Annotated in this window: 21 protein-coding genes; 10 read left to right on the top strand and 11 right to left on the bottom strand. The window is 45.9% G+C overall.

What is annotated here, in order from left to right; translation table 11 throughout:
• Positions 1 to 38 precede the first annotated feature (38 nt).
• The 3 genes from BC792_RS01745 to BC792_RS01735 are packed head-to-tail and all read right to left on the bottom strand — an operon-like array spanning position 39 to position 1,738.
• Positions 39 to 422 carry a DUF3037 domain-containing protein gene (locus BC792_RS01745; RefSeq protein WP_148907272.1) on the bottom strand — a complete coding sequence of 128 codons (384 nt, stop codon included), beginning with the start codon at positions 420 to 422 and terminating at the stop codon, positions 39 to 41.
• Positions 400 to 1,197: a HipA family kinase gene (locus BC792_RS01740; protein WP_148907271.1), complete on the bottom strand. Its 798-nt coding sequence runs from the start codon at positions 1,195 to 1,197 to the stop codon at positions 400 to 402. The genes BC792_RS01745 and BC792_RS01740 overlap by 23 nt, the downstream gene beginning before the upstream one ends.
• Positions 1,184 to 1,738, bottom strand: a complete 555-nt coding sequence (locus tag BC792_RS01735; RefSeq protein WP_148907270.1) for a DUF4269 domain-containing protein — start codon at positions 1,736 to 1,738, stop codon at positions 1,184 to 1,186. The genes BC792_RS01740 and BC792_RS01735 overlap by 14 nt, the downstream gene beginning before the upstream one ends.
• A gap of 209 nt (positions 1,739 to 1,947) precedes the next feature.
• Here BC792_RS01735 and BC792_RS01730 point away from each other — a divergent pair, with 209 nt between their 5' ends.
• From BC792_RS01730 to BC792_RS01710, 5 genes are all read left to right on the top strand, one after another.
• A complete protein-coding gene (locus BC792_RS01730) occupies positions 1,948 to 2,493 on the top strand; it encodes a DUF1599 domain-containing protein (protein ID WP_148907475.1) in 546 nt (181 codons plus the stop codon).
• Between the two features lie 4 nt (positions 2,494 to 2,497).
• Positions 2,498 to 3,697 carry a BT_3928 family protein gene (locus BC792_RS01725; RefSeq protein ID WP_148907269.1) on the top strand — a complete coding sequence of 400 codons (1,200 nt, stop codon included), beginning with the start codon at positions 2,498 to 2,500 and terminating at the stop codon, positions 3,695 to 3,697.
• Positions 3,697 to 4,218, top strand: coding sequence for a shikimate kinase (locus BC792_RS01720; protein WP_148907268.1), 522 nt, complete (start codon positions 3,697 to 3,699; stop codon positions 4,216 to 4,218). Before BC792_RS01725 ends, BC792_RS01720 begins: the two co-directional genes overlap by 1 nt.
• On the top strand, positions 4,202 to 5,149 hold the full coding sequence (locus BC792_RS01715; RefSeq protein ID WP_148907267.1) for a glycerophosphodiester phosphodiesterase family protein: 948 nt from the start codon (positions 4,202 to 4,204) through the stop codon (positions 5,147 to 5,149). The genes BC792_RS01720 and BC792_RS01715 overlap by 17 nt, the downstream gene beginning before the upstream one ends.
• 167 nt (positions 5,150 to 5,316) lie before the next feature.
• A complete protein-coding gene (locus BC792_RS01710; protein WP_148907266.1) occupies positions 5,317 to 5,895 on the top strand; it encodes a porin family protein in 579 nt (192 codons plus the stop codon).
• 92 nt (positions 5,896 to 5,987) lie between these two features.
• Here the strand turns inward: BC792_RS01710 and BC792_RS01705 are convergent, their stop codons facing one another.
• A complete protein-coding gene (locus BC792_RS01705) occupies positions 5,988 to 7,481 on the bottom strand; it encodes an acetyl-CoA hydrolase/transferase family protein (protein WP_148907265.1) in 1,494 nt (497 codons plus the stop codon).
• A 320-nt stretch (positions 7,482 to 7,801) separates the two neighbouring features.
• Here BC792_RS01705 and BC792_RS01700 point away from each other — a divergent pair, with 320 nt between their 5' ends.
• Both BC792_RS01700 and BC792_RS01695 read left to right on the top strand, forming a co-directional pair.
• On the top strand, positions 7,802 to 8,617 hold the full coding sequence (locus BC792_RS01700; RefSeq protein ID WP_148907264.1) for a helix-turn-helix transcriptional regulator: 816 nt from the start codon (positions 7,802 to 7,804) through the stop codon (positions 8,615 to 8,617).
• Positions 8,618 to 8,632: 15 nt separating this feature from the next.
• Positions 8,633 to 9,478 carry a 3-keto-disaccharide hydrolase gene (locus tag BC792_RS01695; RefSeq protein ID WP_148907263.1) on the top strand — a complete coding sequence of 282 codons (846 nt, stop codon included), beginning with the start codon at positions 8,633 to 8,635 and terminating at the stop codon, positions 9,476 to 9,478.
• Positions 9,479 to 9,575: 97 nt separating this feature from the next.
• Here the strand turns inward: BC792_RS01695 and rpsT are convergent, their stop codons facing one another.
• Positions 9,576 to 9,830, bottom strand: a complete 255-nt coding sequence (rpsT, locus tag BC792_RS01690; RefSeq protein WP_148907262.1) for a 30S ribosomal protein S20 — start codon at positions 9,828 to 9,830, stop codon at positions 9,576 to 9,578.
• Between the two features lie 105 nt (positions 9,831 to 9,935).
• On the opposite strand from rpsT, the gene BC792_RS01685 reads away from it, so the two are divergent.
• Together BC792_RS01685 and sucD are read left to right on the top strand one after the other, a co-directional pair.
• Positions 9,936 to 10,466 carry an RNA methyltransferase gene (locus BC792_RS01685; RefSeq protein ID WP_148907261.1) on the top strand — a complete coding sequence of 177 codons (531 nt, stop codon included), beginning with the start codon at positions 9,936 to 9,938 and terminating at the stop codon, positions 10,464 to 10,466.
• A gap of 137 nt (positions 10,467 to 10,603) precedes the next feature.
• Positions 10,604 to 11,476, top strand: a complete 873-nt coding sequence (gene sucD / locus BC792_RS01680) for a succinate--CoA ligase subunit alpha (protein WP_148907474.1) — start codon at positions 10,604 to 10,606, stop codon at positions 11,474 to 11,476.
• Between the two features lie 290 nt (positions 11,477 to 11,766).
• Here the strand turns inward: sucD and BC792_RS01675 are convergent, their stop codons facing one another.
• The 4 genes from BC792_RS01675 to BC792_RS01660 form a co-directional block, all read right to left on the bottom strand.
• Positions 11,767 to 12,210 (bottom strand): DUF4252 domain-containing protein, encoded by a 444-nt coding sequence (locus BC792_RS01675; RefSeq protein ID WP_246154769.1) that lies wholly within the window; start codon positions 12,208 to 12,210, stop codon positions 11,767 to 11,769.
• 82 nt (positions 12,211 to 12,292) lie between these two features.
• A complete protein-coding gene (locus BC792_RS01670) occupies positions 12,293 to 12,766 on the bottom strand; it encodes a DUF4252 domain-containing protein (protein ID WP_148907259.1) in 474 nt (157 codons plus the stop codon).
• A gap of 10 nt (positions 12,767 to 12,776) precedes the next feature.
• Positions 12,777 to 13,448, bottom strand: coding sequence for a hypothetical protein (locus tag BC792_RS01665; protein WP_148907258.1), 672 nt, complete (start codon positions 13,446 to 13,448; stop codon positions 12,777 to 12,779).
• Entirely contained in the window at positions 13,414 to 13,929 is a 516-nt protein-coding gene (locus tag BC792_RS01660) for an RNA polymerase sigma factor (RefSeq protein WP_148907257.1), read from the bottom strand. Before BC792_RS01660 ends, BC792_RS01665 begins: the two co-directional genes overlap by 35 nt.
• A 142-nt stretch (positions 13,930 to 14,071) precedes the next feature.
• Between BC792_RS01660 and BC792_RS01655 the strand changes: the two genes are divergently transcribed.
• Complete coding sequence (locus BC792_RS01655; protein WP_148907256.1) at positions 14,072 to 15,934, top strand: CocE/NonD family hydrolase; 1,863 nt, start codon at positions 14,072 to 14,074, stop codon at positions 15,932 to 15,934.
• 70 nt (positions 15,935 to 16,004) lie between these two features.
• Here the strand turns inward: BC792_RS01655 and putP are convergent, their stop codons facing one another.
• Together putP and BC792_RS01645 are read right to left on the bottom strand one after the other, a co-directional pair.
• Positions 16,005 to 17,510 carry a sodium/proline symporter PutP gene (putP, locus tag BC792_RS01650; RefSeq protein ID WP_148907255.1) on the bottom strand — a complete coding sequence of 502 codons (1,506 nt, stop codon included), beginning with the start codon at positions 17,508 to 17,510 and terminating at the stop codon, positions 16,005 to 16,007.
• 18 nt (positions 17,511 to 17,528) lie between these two features.
• Positions 17,529 to 19,013: a S10 family peptidase gene (locus tag BC792_RS01645; protein ID WP_148907254.1), complete on the bottom strand. Its 1,485-nt coding sequence runs from the start codon at positions 19,011 to 19,013 to the stop codon at positions 17,529 to 17,531.
• Between the last annotated feature and the right edge of the window lie 286 nt (positions 19,014 to 19,299).

The following is a 19,299-nucleotide window of genomic DNA, read 5'->3' as shown; positions in this document are numbered from 1 at the left end:
GACAAATTTAAGATTCCTCCTGTCAAAAACTACTATTTCTATAGAACTAATTTCTCAAATAGTTCCTGATGTGTCTCCTCCGCGGAGACACACAAGCCCGGATGACTCACCGAACACTGGATAATCGTACTACGTTTTGCCGTCAGCCACCGAAAACGCTCTGCCTGTTCCAACATGGCCAATCGGCCGCCATCTTTGCTCCCCGAACAGATAAGCTGAAAGGAATCAAGATGTTTACGGATAAGCTCCAGGTCGATCTCCGGATCAATAGCTCTACATTTCTTTTCATCAACGAAAATTTTTACCGCAGCGTAACGCTGTTTCCTGCAATATAGAGCTACGCCCACGTTTACGAACTCCTCCCGATCGACTCGTGGCACCACCCTGACAACAGCATATTCATATACAGTTCTTTCGTTCATGCTCAATTTGTTTAATAAAGTTTTCCGAATTGGCAACGCGATCTAGCAAAAAGGAGACATACACTGCGCGGGCTTGTTGCGCGCTCAGGCCGCGGGATTCATCAATTAACCATTCATCTGGAACAACATTCATGATATTCCACAAATTGTCTGCATGGAAGAGCTCCCTAAACTCCATATCCACATCCCTTACATGACTTGCGTATTTTAACAACACGTGTTCCTTGATCTGCACAAAAGGCTTAGCAGCCTGCTCTTCCCAGTTGTCCCATGTGTGATGGAAGTATAATGATGCGCCATGATCAATTAGCCAGAGCTCCTGATGCCATATAAGCATATTTGTGTTCCTGACCGTCCGGTCGACGTTCATCAGCAGGGCATCCAGCCACACGATTTTAGATGCCTCAATCGCGCTGACCGTGTCAACATTGGAATCGAATGTTATCGCTCCTTTCAAGAAATGCACGCCGAGATTCCTGCCAACGGAAAAACGTAAGAGATCCTGTATCTCTTCGTCCGGTTCGGTACGGGCAAACGACTCGTCGAGCTCAGCAAATACCATCTCCGGCATCCGAAGTCCCAAAAAACGGGCCAGCTCTCCACCTATGAGCTCCGCTACCAACGCCTTTTTTCCCTGTCCGGCTCCGCGGAATTTAATCACGTAGCTAAAACCGTCGTCGGCATCTACGAGTGCCGGTAGCGATCCCCCCTCGCGAAACGGCTGTATATATCGTACGATCTGTACGTCTCTTATCTCTGGTTTAAAAATCTTCATTGTTCACGGTATAATTAAGCAATCCCTCATACGGATCTCCCTCTATATTCAGCAACATTGCAAATGCCGGCTCCGTCTTTAATCCTTTAGTTTTTAAAGCTATTACTTTCTCTTTAAAGTCTGGTCCATACTTTGTCAGAATTTCATATTCCTTCATCATGTGTAAAAATCCGTTCTGCAGTTTAACCGGTACTGACTGCCCAAAAACCTCAACTTCAAAGTCGCCGAGATAGAAGTTGGCCAAGATGGTCCGCTCGTCTTTTATCCATTTCTCCGACATACGGAAGCCTGCGTAGCCGCCTGCCGCCGCCACGACGTCCATCCGAAATGCATCGAGATCTTCAGCACAACAGATGAGATCTAAATCACTGGTAGCAACTGCAATGTCCAATGGTATGGTGCCCACGAGCATAATATCATAGGGCTGCAAAATATCCATCAAGCGGGACGCACACAGTGTGTGATAGGCCCTCCGTTGAAGGGCGCTCCCCGAAGCCAAATAAGCGATGTCGGCAAACCTATTCGAGATTAGCGTGTTCATTACTCAAAGAACGGAATATTTTCTCATAAAGACAGCACAGTGGAACCGGGTCAGCAAATCAGACTTTCACAATATACCCGTGTTAAGCCTCCTTCGTATGTAGGCGATGCGGGAGAAAAGAAATACACGGACTACGGCGACTACAATTGTATTGCATATACATGCTAATTTATCTAAGTTTGTAAGACTATAGAGTTTAACACACGATGATGGACACGAATGCAGAATACAACAGCGTAATCAGCTATTGTAAAGATCTATTCCTAAAAAAAACAAAAGATTACGGAACCGCCTGGAGAATCATGCGCCCATCATCAATCACAGATCAGATTTACATCAAGGCACAGCGCATACGTACCTTAGAAGTAAAAAAGACATCCAAGGTAGGAGAAAGCATCCTCGACGAATATGTCGGCATCGTCAACTACTGTGTAATTGCCATGCTTCAGCTGGAGCTATCGGAAAACAGTACAGACACACTCGACTATAAAACGACAGAAAAGCTATACAACGAAAAGGTAGACGAGACGCGGGACCTTATGTTTGCCAAAAATCACGACTACGGAGAAGCGTGGCGAGAGATGCGTATCTCCTCGTTGACCGACTTGATCCTCATGAAACTTCATCGCGTAAAACAGATAGAAGACAACGAAGGGCAGACATTGGTATCCGAAGGCTTGAAAGCTAACTACCAAGATATGCTGAACTACGCCGTCTTCGCTTTAATTAAGCTTGGACTTGCAGATCAAAAATAACGACATGGAAACAAATTTCACTCCCACAACGAGACAACGGGCATCAGTTATAGACGTTTTACTCACGTTCAGCCGGATTTTTGTAGGTACTCTTTTCGTCTTCTCGGGGCTTGTAAAAGCCAATGACCCCACCGGCTTCGGGTATAAGCTGCAAGAATACTTCCATGTCTTCCACCTAGACTATCTAAACGACTACAGCACCTGGATTGCCGTTGTTATCTGCGGACTCGAAATTATTATGGGCGCTTTTTTGCTGTTAGGGTTTTACAGGAAAAACGTAGCATGGGGGCTATTGTTGCTCATCCTGTTCTTTACTTTTCTGACCTTCTACTCGGCCTTCTTCGAAGTTGTGACATCCTGTGGATGTTTTGGAGATGCTATCCCGCTCACTCCCTGGCAATCTTTTATCAAAGACCTAATTTTGCTCGTCTTCATTGTTATCATCTTCAGGTATCGCGAGCGGATCAGGCCTCTTTTTACAAAGGGAACGGCCAAAAGTGTAATCGCTACCCTCGTCATACTGCTCTCGTTTGGAATCGGTATATACACCGTATATTTTCTACCCTTTATAGATTTTTTGCCCTATAAAGAAGGAAACAACATTCCGGAACTGATGGTCCTTCCTGAGGGAAAACAAGGAGATGTATACGAACACATCTATGAAATCAAAAATAAAGCCACCGGAGAAAGCCGGAAGGTGACTGATAAAGAGTACATGAACGGCATCTGGGAAGATGAAAACTGGGAGGTCATCGGGGAACCAACTTCGCGGCTCGTTAAGAAAGGATATCAGATACCTATCCCCGATCTGCTTATATCCGACGCGGAAGGCAACGATGTAACGGAGGAGATCCTTACAAATCCATATTACAACTTCATTGTGGTCAGTACCTATGCGGATAAGCTGAACACGGCCGACATCATTGCTCTAGACAGGATCAACACAACCATCCGTGACCTTTCCACTGACTATAACCTGCGAGCCGTTCTATTAACATCCAGTTCATCGCAGGTTGCTATGAAGCTGAATGAAGAAATGGACCTGGTTCTCGAAACATTCTACGCCGACGCCATTCCGCTAAAAAGTATGGTAAGGTCCAACCCCGGTGTTCTTTTGCTTCAGAATGGCGTCGTCATAAAAAAATGGTCGAAAATTACATTTCCCTCGAAGGAAGAATTAGAAAAAGAATACCTGGCAAAATAATGAACAAGCCCATCTTCTTAGTCGGATTTATGGGTAGCGGAAAGACTACTCTGGGGAAAAAGCTGGCCCTTCACCTTGAAAGGAAATTCGTTGATCTAGACGAAGTGATTGTTGAACGTGTGGGGATGTCCATTCCAGCTTATTTCGCTATGTATGGTGAAGACAGCTTCCGGGAGCTGGAAAGAGAAGTCTTACACGAGCAGACAGAGATTAATATCGTTGTCTCAACGGGAGGCGGAAGCCCCTGTTACTTTGACAACATGCAATGGATCCTGAACAACGGTTTGGCAATCTACCTTCACCTAAGTCCCAAGGCCTTATACAGCAGATTACAACAATCCAACATAGCCAAACGCCCTGCATTAAAAGGACTGCAGGGAGATGACCTGCTCCATTTCATAGAAAATAAACTGCTGGAGCGCGAACCTTTTTACAAACAGGCTCAATTGCAGATCGACCAGCTGCATACGTCATTGGACGACCTAAGCCAATCCATAAAACAATATGCGACATCCACTTAAATTCACATTACTACTTGCTGTACTTACGACGCTCGCGGGCTGCTTCCGAAGCAACAATACGACAGCATCCGACCCCATCACACATGAGGGTCAGACTTTCAAATTTTCCGGGGTCGAGGATTTATATCGCTTCCTGACGTACGCCGAGACGCGCATTCCTTTGGTGAGTGCCCACCGCGGCGGCCCCGCACCCGGTTATCCGGAAAACGCTATAGAAACCTTTCAGCGGGTAGCGGACAAAATGCCAGCCATCATTGAATGCGACATCGCTCTTACCAAGGACTCTGTGCTGGTTCTAATGCACGACGAAACAATAGACCGGACAACAACCGGAACGGGACGGGTAAACCAGCACACGCTCGAAGAGTTGCAGAAACACTACCTAAAAGACAACGCAGGCTCTGTAACAGATTACAAGATTCCGACTTTAAAGGAAGCCCTCCGCTGGGGGGGTGGCAAGGTCATTTTCACGTTGGATGTTAAAAGAAACGTCCCCTACCAACTGGTGGTCGACGCCATTCGGGAAACAAAGGCTGAAGCGTATTCCGTGGTCATCACCTATAGCGCAGATCAGGCTGCCGTGGTACACAACCTGGCTCCAGACCTCATGATTTCGGCATCCATTAAGCATGCTGAAGACTTAATACGCCTAAATGACAGAGATATTCCCGACACACGGATTGTGGCCTTCGTGGGTACGAGACGTCCCGACAGAAGCCTCACAGACCTGCTGCACCAACATGGAGTTATGTGTATACTGGGAACCATGGGCAACCTGGACCGTCAGGCTGAAGAACGCGGCAACCACCTTTACGCCGAATTTATTGAAAACGGAGCTGACATCTTGAGCACCGACCGTCCCCTAGAGGCCGCCAAAGCGCTCAATTTCTATGCGAAGAAAAGAGGCTTATTCTCTCCATATATTGATTAGATCGTTTACACGCGTGTGTCGTTTGTAATGTGCGTATCCAGAGTAACAAGGAGCGCACATGCGCATATAACGGAAACAGTGGGAAACATCCTGCCTCGCTCTGAAAAATAAATCAAACATTTTTTCCTGATCTCTGTTATTTACATAACATCAACACTTGATCAGATATGAAGAAATTTACATTTTTATTGGCGCTATTGGGGGGCTTCGCTTTTACCTCTCAGGCCCAAAGGATCGAAACCGTGCCTCAGACATCGGCTGATGTTGGCTTAACGCCCATCAAACAAGGAAACTGGATGGTCGGCGGTTCATTAGGAAATCTCGGTTATAGCTTCGAAGGAGAAGCTTTCAATATTCAGCTTCAGCCCCGTGCCGGGTACTTTGTCTCCGATGGCATAGCGGTGGGTGCACAAGCGACCTTAGGCTTCACGGCTGTAAACGATAGAGACAACGAATGGAACTACGGTATCGCGCCGTTTGTACGGTATTACTTCCCTGGCGGAGCAACCGCGTCGAGCCGCTTCTTTGCGCAGGGCGACATCGGAATTGCGGGAAGTTCAGCAGGCAACGACGTATCCCTCGCCTTAGGAGCAAATGTCGGATACGCCCATTTTATCACACAATCTGTTGCGCTGGAAGCAATATTGGGTTATAACTACACCAAAGCGAACGTCAACCTCGGCGACAAAGCCACAGGACTTGGCGTCGGACTGGGCTTCCAGATCTATCTGCCGGGAAGAAGATAAGCAGAAGTTAAACAACGTGAACAAAGCAGGCAGGTTCTGGGAAGCCTGCCTGCTTTTTGCTGCCGGATGCGAAGAGCGCAGCTGTATCTGTATTATGCTTTCCGCATAGACCCTGTTTCTGCCAACCTGACATGCCAGCTAAACGCTTCTTCCAACAGATGGGGCGTGTGTCCTCCCTTCTCTTTCGCACGATCGAAATAAGACTGTAATTCGGCTCTAAAGTCTGGATGTACGCAGTTGTCAATAATTTTCTGAGCGCGTTCTCTAGGCGCCAGCCCGCGTAGATCGGCCAAACCTATGTCGGTAACGAGGATATCGACGTCATGTTCGGTATGGTCTACATGGGAAACCATCGGCAGTACGTGGGAAATTGTATTATCTTTTGATGCTGCCTGAGTAACAAAAATACTGAGATAAGCATTACGGGCAAAATCTCCCGATCCCCCTATTCCGTTCATGATTTTAGACCCTGAAATGTGGGTGGAGTTTACGTTACCGTAGATATCGAACTCGATGGCCGTATTGATAGCAATAACGCCCAGACGACGGATAAGCCCAGGGGTGTTCGAAATGTTCTGAGGACGGAGCACGATTTTGTCCCGGTATTTTTGCAGATTTCCGAACACACGTTCATAACATGATGCCGAAACCGTGATGGACGACGCGGAAGCAAAAGATAGCTTCCCTGAATCAATAAGATCGAATGTACTGTCCTGCAGCACTTCGGAAAACATTGTCAGATCGTAGAAGTTACTTTTCTTAAAGCCCGTAAGCACGGCGTTCGCTACCTTTCCAATACCTGCTTGCAATGGCAAAAGCCGATCGCTTAGATGCCCAAGCTTGACCTCGTTCTCAAAAAAATGCAGGATATGGTCGGCTATAGCAATCGTCTTTTCATCAGGTTCAGCAATATCCGCAGGACTGTCCTTCTTGTCTGTAAATACAATACCAACAATTTTATCCGGGTTGACGGGAATTGTTTTCCTACCAATCTTATTCCATGGAGCGACGATAGGTATCACATTCCTGTGCGGATAATCTTCCGCTTTATAGATGTCATGTATCCCGTATATATCCATTGGGATCGCCGTGTTGATTTCGATGATCACCTTTTCCGCCAGTTCGGCAAATGTGGCGGAGTTTCCAACAGAAGTTGTTGGTACCAGGCTGCCGTCCCGATCGATATAAGCCACCTCCAATACGGCGATATCCACCGGCGGCAGATTCTTATTGTGGAGCAACTCGGCACTCTCGCTTAGATGTTGGTCAATAAATAAGACTTCTCCTGCGTTGATCTTATTCCGAAGCGTCCGGTCCACCTGAAATGGCATGCGCTTTTTCAGCGCCCCCGCTTCAGCCAGTTTACCGTCAGTGTCGTGACCAAGGGAAGCGCCCGTCATTAATGTTATTTTGATATCTTCCGTCCTCGCCCGTTCAGCCAATGCAGCAAGCACCACCTTGCTATCACCCGCTTTTGTAAAGCCACTCGCACCAACCACCATGTCATTTTCAAAAAATTTTACCGCCTCTTCAGCGGACATTACTTTATCTCTTAATTGTTCTAGTTTAATGCGCTCGTATGCCATGTTGAACTCCTTTTCTTGCTTCTAAGTTAAGTTAAACAATATTAATTATATTTTACATGCCGATTTTATTAAAACTTGCCACATTATTATTGATTTATCAAAGAAACAGCATACAACTTTGATTATCAACAACTTACTCCATAAACCTCCAATTTACCCCTCTAAAAAGAATACTGATAACCAAGGACTTAAAATCAAAATAAAAAGTCAGGACTTACTCATATTCCGGAAGTATAACCATATTCAAGTAAGCATAAACTCACTTTTTTGGTTATCTCGCTAAAAAACAAGAAATTTACGCTGTGCCCTAAGAACTTGATATGGAAAGAAAGCCCTACGTTGATAAATACTATATGACGGAAGTCGACTCCTTTGAAGATAGCATCTATTGTCACCACGCAATGATGGGAGAAAGCTTCATAGCAGAACATGCTCATCAAAAAGGCCAGTTTTTATATACCGAAGGAGGGATCGTTTTTGTAAAGACGGAGGAGAAGTCTTATTTCTTACCAGCGCGACACTATATCTGGATTCCGGGAGGTATAAAGCATAGTATCCATCCGAGCAGTCCGGAAGTGGTTATGAGAAACCTGTACTTCCCAAAATTCGACACCGACACGTCTTTTTTCGACAAAGTGAATATCTACCCTGTAAACGATTTCCTCATCGAGTTCATTATGTTTACGAACAGATGGACAGGGAACATATTCCCTGTGGAAGAACCTAAATATTCAATAGCAAAAGCTTTTAAACTCATACTTCCCGAAGTCTCACAGACAGAACTTCCGCTGGCGTTACCCTATCCGAAGCACGAAAAACTGAAGGATATTGTTAGCTACCTCGAACACAGGATACATGAGAACATTAGCTTTAAAATGTTGGCCAACGAGTTCGATGTCAGCGAACGTACGTTGGCACGCCTCTTTCAACGCGAACTGAATATGTCTTTCATACAGTATTATACCATTCTGCGCATGCTAACTGCGCTAAAACTACTGCTGGACGATAAACTAAGCGTAAACGAGGTTGCTTTACGGGTGGGATATAATAGCCTGCCGACGTTCAGCAATACGTTTAATAAGATTATCGGCGTACGCCCCAGCGAATATGTCAAAAATAAGAATTTATTGTTTTAACCTTAAACCCTTTACATGAAACTTACGCTTCTATCCACTTTTGCTGCCAGTGTTATCTGTTTTGCCTGCGCAGTCAAATCCAACACGACGGCCTCAGAGAACCTTCCCAGACCTATCCAGCTGTTCAATGGTAAAGACATCAGCGATTGGACACCAAAGATCCGGCTACACGAACCGGGGGAAAACTATGCCAACACCTTCCGTGTCGAGGACGGTCTCCTGAAAGTTCGCTACGATGGTTACGACGAATTCAAACAGCAGTACGGTCATCTGGCGTATAATACGCCATATAGTCATTATCTGCTCCGCATTGAATACCGGTTTGTCGGCGATCAAGTGAAAGGAGGAGAAGGATGGGCCTGGCGTAACAGCGGCGCCATGTTACATGGACAGGATCCGAAAACCATGTTAAGAGATCAGGATTTTCCGATTTCCATAGAAGGGCAACTCCTGGGCGGAAATGGTACCGACGAACGTACGACCTCCAATTTATGTACCCCCGGCACCAATGTCGTACTCAACGACAAACTATTTACACCTCATTGTACAAGCTCCACATCAAAGACATATCATGGAGACCAATGGGTAACCGCCGAATTTCTAGTGCTTGGCGATTCTGTTATCAAACACATACTTGATGGTGAGGTAGTTCTGGAGTATAGCAAACCACAGATCGGAGGCGGAAATGTAGAAAACTATGATCCAAAGCAAAAGCCAGATGGCACGCTGCTTAACAAAGGATTTATCCATCTTCAAAGCGAAAGCCATCCGATCGACTTCAGAAAAGTCGAGCTGTACGATTTGGCTCCGTATAAGAATGACAAAACCAAATTAGACGAGGTTATTAAAAAAATACAATAAAAAGACCGCCGGAGCAACGACTCCGGCGGTTTTCTGGTAGAACAAGAAAAGGGATGTAAAAAAAATACATCCCTACATATCTTTAAAACAAAACTACTTACGCTAGCTTGTTAACAAACTTCGTTAGCTTGGATTTGTTGTTAGAAGCTTTATTCTTGTGAATAACATTTTTCTTAGCCAAACGATCAAGCATAGACACAACCTTTGGTAACAAAGCTTTTGCCTCTTCAGGATTTGTCGTGTTACGTAGTTTCTTAATTGCGTTACGTGTAGTTTTCGCTTGATAACGGTTTCTTAAACGTTTTGCTGCGTTTGCCCTTATTCTTTTGATCGCTGATTTATGATTTGCCATTTCTCTTAGCTAATTTATTTTCTATACTAATTTCGGATTGCAAAAATAACATCTTATTCCCAATATTCAAAATCATTTTTTATTTTTCGTTATGTATCTTTGTCCATGCAAAAATTATCGATGGAACAGTTGAATCGGCCTGATGTCGAATCATTTAAAAATCAAGATAAGACGCCCGTTATTATTTTACTGGATAATGTACGAAGCATGCACAACGTCGGATCTACCTTCCGCACCGCAGACGGCTTCGCGGTCGAGAAAGTGGTATTGTGCGGAATAACGGCCTCCCCCCCACACCGGGAAATTGAAAAGACAGCCCTAGGGGCGACGCACTCTGTCGCGTGGGAATATCACGAGCAGACCATCGACGCTATCCGTGCATTTCGGAGTCAAGGCTATACCATACTAGCCGTTGAGCAGGCGAAAGGCAGTATCGCGCTGCAGGACTTTACCCCTGCCCCCCTCCAAAAGTATGTCGTTGTATTCGGCAACGAAGTACATGGCGTCTCGGACGAAATTATGGAAGAAATAGACGCTTGTCTTGAAATTCCCCAATTCGGCACCAAACACTCTTTGAACGTCTCGGTGACAGTAGGCATCATCATGTGGCATTTTATTCAAAGGTTAAAGCTGTAACAAGCCGGTTAACTGAAAAGAAAGCGTCCGGAAATCCGAGAAAACCGGCTCTTTCAAAAAAAAGCTTTAATACCCTAAGCTTAATTTTTAGAAGTCGTTGCAAAATAGTAGATTTGCTTTGCAAAAAAACAGAAAAAATGAGTGTATTAGTAAATAAAGATTCAAAGGTAATCGTACAAGGTTTTACCGGAAATGAAGGTACTTATCACGCTTCTCAAATGATTGAGTACGGAACAAACGTGGTTGGTGGTGTTACACCGGGTAAAGGTGGCCAATCTCACTTAGATCGCCCCGTATTCAATACTGTTCAAGACGCAGTAGAAGCAACAGGCGCTAACGTTTCCATTATTTTCGTTCCTCCTGCATTTGCTGCTGATGCGATCATGGAAGCTGCACAGGCTGGCATTGAAGTTATCGTATGTATTACCGAGGGTATTCCTACTAAAGATATGATTCAAGTAAAATCTTACTTGAGTGACAAAAAATCTCGTTTGATTGGTCCTAACTGTCCTGGTATCATCACAGCTGAAGAAGCTAAAATTGGTATCATGCCGGGCTTTATCTTTAAAAAAGGTAAAGTGGGTATCGTTTCTAAATCAGGAACATTAACTTATGAAGCTGTAGACCAAACTGTCAAGGCTGGTTTAGGCATTACTACGGCTATTGGTATCGGTGGCGACCCTATTATCGGAACTACCACTAAAGAGGCCGTTGAATTATTAATGAACGATCCGGAAACCGAAGGTATTATCATGATCGGAGAAATCGGTGGAGGTATGGAAGCTGAAGCTGCACGCTGGATCAAAGAGCACGGAACAAAACCGGTTGTTGGTTTCATCGCTGGACAGACAGCGCCTCCGGGACGTCGTATGGGCCACGCGGGAGCTATTGTTGGCGGTGCCGACGACACAGCTGCGGCAAAAATGAAAATTATGCGCGAATGTGGCATCCGCGTAGTGGAATCGCCAGCTGAAATCGGTGTAGCCATCGCGGAAGAATTAGCGAAGTAATTTGCTCCCTTATACATAAAAAAGCCCGAAAACAAATGTTTTCGGGCTTTTTTATGCAGCTCCTAACCGATTGCACGCCGCCGGCATGGCTTCTCACAATGAACGGCCCCTCTACATCCGACATCTATCTTAAATGCCGATATCCACATGTTTGATCGGGTACGTTGAGGTGCAATAGGATGGCCCTACGACGCCAATCATGCCACTTTGCAAAGCCTAACCAAGGACCCGCTAAGCGGTGCTAAAGAACAGATGATACTTTATCAACGATTAACACCTGGGTCGTATGATCATGGAGCACACCCCGCGCGCGTGGATACCTCATAAGAATTAACAGCCTGAGCAATATCATCCATCGTGAAATTACCTTTAACCTCGATAAATACGTGCTCCCCATCAGCTGACGATACGTCCAACATCAGCTTCTTAATTCTGTCCTTTTTTACCTGTCCATTTATGGAGACACGGTCTCCATCACTGACGACACTGGCGAACTCCTCCATCTGTTCGTCCCGCAGAAACTTTCTAAAGCTTTCCCGTATCCGGTCGCTGTTTGCCGGGTTAGACAAGGTTGTTAACTTGACGCTCCTCACCTTCTTTAGAGCCAGCCGGAGCATCTCATCGTCCTCCTTTCGAAGCTCCTTGGCTAAAAACGGTTTAACTAAAAACATCGGCACCTTGATCGATACAATTTCTGCATTCCGTCCGGCAACTGACCGGTCTATGAAACGCATGTTTGAACTTTGCTTTACGTAACATGACTGAATCGTCAAGATCAGCGCTATGCAAAACGTTAGCTGATAAATCTTAACCATACTATTTTTCCTCCACAAGTTTGTTGATGTCGTCGAAACTAATAAGGCCATCCAAAATCATAAAGATGGTGCTTCCATCTGCAGTGATGTCTAATAAGAGGTTATTCAATACCTTATCATCGGTATGCTCGGCTAAGAACTTTATACGGCTGCCATCGCTATGTATGGCCATAAGCTCTTCGTAGTTGATCTTCGCAAATGCATTTTTCACCTCCTTTTGTATCTGAAAATCCTGATCCTCTTCTACGATCAGCATTTTTATGGAATTGATTTTGGTCAATAAAGGCTTGATCTGCTCCATCTCCGAGTCGCCAATATTTAGCTTGTTGATCATGTTAAACATAGGCTTTCCTATCTTGATAGAGGTTACGCCCTTCGCCTCCTGGTAGGTATCGAAGATCTTGTCCAGTTTGGAAACTTGTGCATGCGTCCATGTTGCAGCAAGCAACATCAACAGCGAGAATACTACTTTCATATTTTTTAGATTATAAGGTGACTTTTATATACTTAACTTTCTCCAGTGCTTCCTTACCCTCCTGGAAATTGTTTACCATTAGTTTCAAAGATGCCAAGGCTATCTCCTCCGCCTCTTCTTCGTTATAAACAGGCTTTCCGTTTACGATAACAAATGCTTCGTGCTCATTCGCTGCCTCCCTTTCAGAGGTTTCTTCCTGCGCTGAACGCGCGCTGACGACGCTCCTGTTCTGCGCCGGCGGGTTCGTTACACGGGCCGCTACAGATCTTCCCCTGTGCCTGCCGGCAGCAGGTCTATCAAGCGCAGGCTCCTCATCCTTCGGATCGCCTTTTGAAATCGGCAGGGGCTCAACAAGCGCTGTATGTTTCATTCGCGCGACCTCTTCCGGCCCCGAATTTTCTCCCATCATCGCCCATATCCCAAGGGATAGTACTACCGTTGCGGCCGCACCATACAGCCAGAGCCTTCCAGCCCATCCCTTCTCTTTTTTCGACTGTATTACGTTGGCATCCGTCCGTTCTACGAAATCTGCAAATGCCCAGTCCATTCGCTCGTGCTTCGCCTCCTTCAGTCCCTCAAAATAATCCAGCTTTTTTTGCCGCTTGAGGCGACGTTCCTCTTCCAAAGAAGAGGTACCGTTCCAATATTTATCTTCCAAGTCCGTTGATCTGTCTCTTTTCATAGTCAAAAATCTTTTGTAATTGTGCTTTAACCTTCTGCCTCGCACGGGTTAGGTTCACCCGCACAGCTCGTTCATCCATATCCATCACCTCGCAGATCTCGTTAATTTCATACTCTTCAATATCCCGCAGATGCATAACTGTCCGCTGCTTTTCCGGCAACGCATGAATCAACCGCAATATCAGCTCTTTTGTCATCGCAGGATATTGTTCCTTTGTGACCCCTTCGATAACGCTTTCCTGGTAGAGCTGAACCACCTTGGCATGCTTCTTTCTATTCATCGCATCGTTCCGCACGCAACGCATAGCGAATGCTTCTATATTACCGATACGCAATAGTGTCTCCCTTTTCTGCCACAATTTCATCATCACCTCCTGAACCAGATCATAAGCCTCATCTTCGTCGACCAAAATGCTCTTCGCAAAGCGATACATCCCATCTTTCAGGACGAATACCGTATTTTTGAAGGCTTCTTGATTCATTTGGTGCATTTTAGTAAGAAGACAACTGTAATCTGTGAAATATTACATCAGATCTTCATTTTTTTTAAATAATACATCGTAACTGATTTCATAGATTTTATGTAATTTCATCAATGTTTAACAACCATCCAAATTTACCAACATGAAGAAGCTCCTTTTTATACTGCTATTATTGCTTGCTTATATCCCGGGGTATCCCCAGGAAGTGAATGAAGACTATATCAAAACTCATTACGAAAAAATCGAAACGTACATTCCGATGCGCGATGGCACAAGGCTATTTACGTCCATCTACATGCCCAAAGATACGCGTCAGAAATACCCGATTTTGTTAAACCGTACGCCATACACTGTTGCACCCTACGGGGTTGATAAATTCAAACCCTATTTAGGTAACTTTCCCGAAATGAGCCGTTCCGGCTACATCTTTGTCTATCAGGATGTCCGGGGAAAGTGGATGAGCGAAGGTGTTTACGAAAACATCAGGCCTACGCGAACAGATATAAATGGGCACCAGATAGATGAAAGCACAGACACCTATGATACAATCGATTGGTTAATTAAACATGTAAAAAACAATAACGGAAAAGTCGGCATGTACGGCATCTCGTACCCCGGCTTCTACGCTACAGCTGGTCTGATCGGCTCACATCCCGCTCTGAAGGCAGTCTCCCTCCAAGCTCCGGTAACCGACTGGTTTATCGGCGATGATTTTCATCATGGGGGCGCATTGTTCCTGATGGATGCTTTCCGCTTTATGTACACATTTGACGCGCCGCGGCCAAAACCCGTATCTAACGAAAACAGTCCAAAAGCATTTCAGCTCCCTTCCAAAGATTATTACAGGTTCTTCCTCGACAATCCCACGTTAAGTGGCATTAAAGAGAACTACCTGGGACATACGGTGAAGTTCTGGAACGATCTGGCAAAACACGAAGTTCGCGACACCTTTTGGACCAGCCGCACCATTACCGAACACCTGAACGGGGTGAAGCCGGCCGTCCTCGTTGTCGGGGGGCTTTTCGACGCTGAGGATACCTACGGCGCTTTCGAAACCTATAAACAGATCGAAGCCCGTAATCCGAAAAACAAAAACGTCCTTGTAGCCGGCCCTTGGTATCACGGCGGCTGGGTGCGATCTGACGGCGACTCCTTCGGAGATATACGTTTTGGCGAAAAAACAAGCGCCTACTATCAGCAGCAGCTTGAACTCCCGTTCTTCGAATACCACCTAAAGGGAAAGGGGAACTTTAATCCTGCAGAAGCTACAATATACGTCACGGGGTCAAACGCCTGGCGACAATTTGATCAATGGCCTCCGAGAGAAGTAAAAGAAACACCTTTCTATTTTACGAAAGGAGGAAAAATGGAAACGATAAGCGCAAAGACGGAGGCTTCAACGATAGAATATACCGCTGACCCCAATAAACCTGTGCCTTTTCAGGAAGGAATTATCACGGACAGAACACGAGAGTACATGATTGCAGATCAGCGCTTCGTGGCCAATCGACCCGACGTCATCGTGTTCGAAACAGATAAATTAACCGAGGATATTACTGTTCTGGGGCCCGTAACAGCAGATTTACGGATTGCAATGACAGGAACTGACGCCGATTTCATTGTAAAGATTATAGATGTATACCCCGACACGACAACATCGACATCGCCCCGCGGCCAGCAGGCGGTCATGGCCAACTATCAGATGCTTGTCCGGGGAGAAGTATTGCGCGGAAAATTTAGAAATAGCTACAGCGTCCCGGAACCTTTTGTCCCGAATGTGCCTACCGACGTGCAGGTGCGTTTACCCGATATCGCACATACATTTAAGAAGGGCCATAAAATCATGGTCCAGATCCAGCATACCTGGTTTCCATTAGTTGACCGTAACCCCAACCAGTTTATGGATATCTACAAAGCGCGCCGGGAAGATTACGTTATCAACAAACACACGATTTTTGTGGGTGGCCAACATCCCAGCCGCATTACATTGCCCATATCTAACTGAGACGTTGACAAACAGGATTGACGATAGCACGTCCATACCCGCGTACGGTTCCGTGGACGTGCTATTTTTCCTATCTGCTCCCCGCATTTCTGATCTCCTGAACGCGGTCAAATTCACGGCAGATTTCCGGAGACACAGGCCTGGTACAAAGGGAAACAATAATAATCGTTAGAAATCCAAGCCCAAAACCGGGAATGATTTCATAGACAGCTTTGTAGCCATGGGGTACATATACCCATAGCAGGACAATTGTACCGCCGACCAGCATCCCTGACAGCGCACCCCAGGCGGTTGTTCTTTTCCAGAGCAGGGACAGGATTACTAACGGACCAAAAGCAGCTCCAAACCCGGCCCAAGCATTGCCCACCAGATTCAAAATACTATCTTGCGGATTCAATGAAAGGCAAAAGGCCACGACGGCTACGATGAGAACGGATAAGCGGCTCATCAGCAGCATATTCCGCGGTGTCGCCTTCTTATTAAAAAATGTCTTGTAAATATCTTCCGTCATCGAACTTGATGTCACGAGTAGCTGCGATGAAATCGTACTCATGACTGCCGCTAAGATAGCAGACATTAATATCCCGCCGATAAACGGATGGAACAACACGCGTGACAAGTAGATAAAAATTGTCTCTGCGGCTTCCTTGGATGCATCAAAACGGTTCATCGTGTCTACATCGAACGTGCGCAGATAAGCTATACCGAAAAGCCCTACGAGCATTGCTCCGCCAACAGTAAAGATCATCCAGCCTATTCCAATTCGCCTGGCTTTAGGAATATCGCTGATATGTTCTATTGCCATAAACCGCACAAGGATATGTGGCTGCCCGAAATAACCGAGCCCCCAGGCGAGCAGAGAAACAACGGACACGAGGGTGGTCCCCTGAAGGAGATCCAGGTAATTAGAATTCTTCGCTTCAATTATGTCAAACGTTGCCTCTACCCCACCCATCTGAAAAACAACAACTGCGGGCACGACTATCAGGGCGACTACCATGATCGTGCCCTGTACAAAATCGGTCAGGCTGACCGCTAGAAAGCCGCCTAAGAAAGTATAAAGTACAACGACAAAAGTCGTCGAGAACAACCCTGTGTAATAGTCCATCCCGAACGCGGACTCAAATAGACGCCCTCCTGACACCATACCTGCAGAAGTATAAAGCGTAAAAAACACCAAAATGAGAATGGAGGATACCAACTTTAATAGCTGCGTCCGGTCGTGAAAACGATTTTCGAAAAAGACGGGCAACGTAATAGCATTGCGGGCGACTTCCGTGTAAATCCGGAGCCGCGGAGCGACGAGGACATAGTTCAAAAAGGCGCCCGCCGTTAAGCCGATAGCGATCCAGGCACTGGACAGGCCGGATAAATACATAGCCCCCGGGAGGCCCATAAGCAGCCAGCCACTCATATCTGCTGCCCCGGCAGATAGCGCGGTGACTGCGGCACCCATTTTCCGTCCGCCGATTAGGAAGTCGTCGGAATTACCCGTAGACTTTTTATAAGAATAAATACCGATGAGCACCATCAGGACCATATACAGCCCGATCGCAATAACTTCGTAAATGTTCATATGCTTTTGCTATCTATTTTACTCATATTTGGCCGCTTTCCCTTCCTGTGGCAGGGATATACGAATGAACTCACGGATATCTTCGGTCGCTTTAATTAAGTCTTCCTTGCGAAGATACATCATATGCCCGCTTTCATACCCCTTGAAACGCATCCGCGAGCTCAATCTGCCCGAAGGATCCATTTGCCACATATTATACTTCGCATTAAAATAATCAGTTGCGCCGTCAAAATATCCAGATTGCACCATCAGATGCAAGTACGGATTAGCAGCCATGGCCTGCCGCAATGCTATTCCGGTATTATCGTTACTGCGATCCCAAGGATGTACCGGACCGAACATATTGTATTTGACATCGGTCTTATAGTTTAATTCATTCGAATAGTAATAGTTGACCGCCGGCGTGAAAGAATGCAGCCATGAGGTAAGCTCGGCGTTGTAGTCCGGACGTTCGCCTCCTTCGCGGAAGTCAATACCCAAATACCTTGAGTCCAAGCGGCCGATGGTATATCCATCACTACGCATCAGCTCCTTCCAATACAGCGAAGTGGGAATGTCCAGGTTATTTTGGGAGATAACCGCTGGAGACAAGGACGTATACTTGGCCATCAGTTGGACAATACGATTCTTCTCGTCGTCCTGTAAACTGGAGCCGCGGGCGATGGCAGGCAACAGCTCGTCTAACGTGAAACGTTCAACCTCAGGCAGCAAGCTATCCAAAGGCCTCCCTTGCAACTCGGGCGACAGCTTCCGATGATACCACGCTGTCGCAGCAAAATACGGTAGTCTTAGCGCCTTGTCCAGCGCGCCGTCGCGCTTGATACCTAAGTCGGTCGGCGACACTAAGATAACGCCATTTAGATACATCCACTGTGCATTTTGAAGTTCGAGAGCTAATCCCGACACGCGCGTTGTACCGTAACTCTCACCGATCAAATATTTCGGAGATGTCCAGCGATTATTTCTTGTCACGAATGTATTCAACCATTCGGCCAGATACCGTATATCCGCATTTACGCCAAAAAAAATGTTCCTATCAGCCTTCTCATCTAAAATTCTTGAATATCCGGTATTGACTGGATTTATATATACGATATCCGCTATATCCAAAATGCTGTGCGGATTGTCTTTAATACCATAGGGCTGTACAGGATAGCCCTCCTCGTCAATATTTAATAACCGAGGTCCCGTGTAAGCAATTTCCATCCAGACGGAAGCCGATCCGGGTCCCCCGTTAAACGAAATTACCAAAGGACGTCGGGCAATATTCTGTATACCGTCCCGCTTATAATATGTGTAATGAACGGTTGCTATCACCTTGCCTTTATCGTCCCAAACAGGTTGTGTCCCTGTCGTTGCCGTATAGCTAAAACGCTGGCCATTTGCGACAGTTTCGTGTTTGGTTGTAATCGTACTGTCTGCCGGAGGAAATCGCTGTCCATAAACCGGTTGATTCGAAAGTGTTGACAGAAAAAGAAAAGTCAAAAAAAGTAAGAATCTCATATATGTCATCATAAGGTTGTTAGTAAAACGCTGCAAGAAACTATTTTTTTTTGAGACCGCCAACCCTTAATTAGATTTAGACAGACGTGAGATATAAGATGTGAGATGTAGAACTGCACTGCGCGAGGCCTAGTCGTATCGGATAACTGGTATGGAACAGTGAGATTGGAGATATCGGCCCAGGGGCGGGCGCCGTGTCTGTTATCTGTTTATTATCAGTGCCATAGGGCAGCCGGTATCACGTAGCGGGATTGGAATAAGCTGAACGGTCAAATGGAGCAGTGGG

This window comes from Sphingobacterium allocomposti (genome assembly GCF_008124885.1).
In the GTDB taxonomy this organism is placed as follows: domain Bacteria; phylum Bacteroidota; class Bacteroidia; order Sphingobacteriales; family Sphingobacteriaceae; genus Sphingobacterium; species Sphingobacterium allocomposti.
The sequence above is the reverse complement of the archived record's forward strand: the minus strand, read 5'-3'. Positions and strand labels throughout refer to the sequence as shown.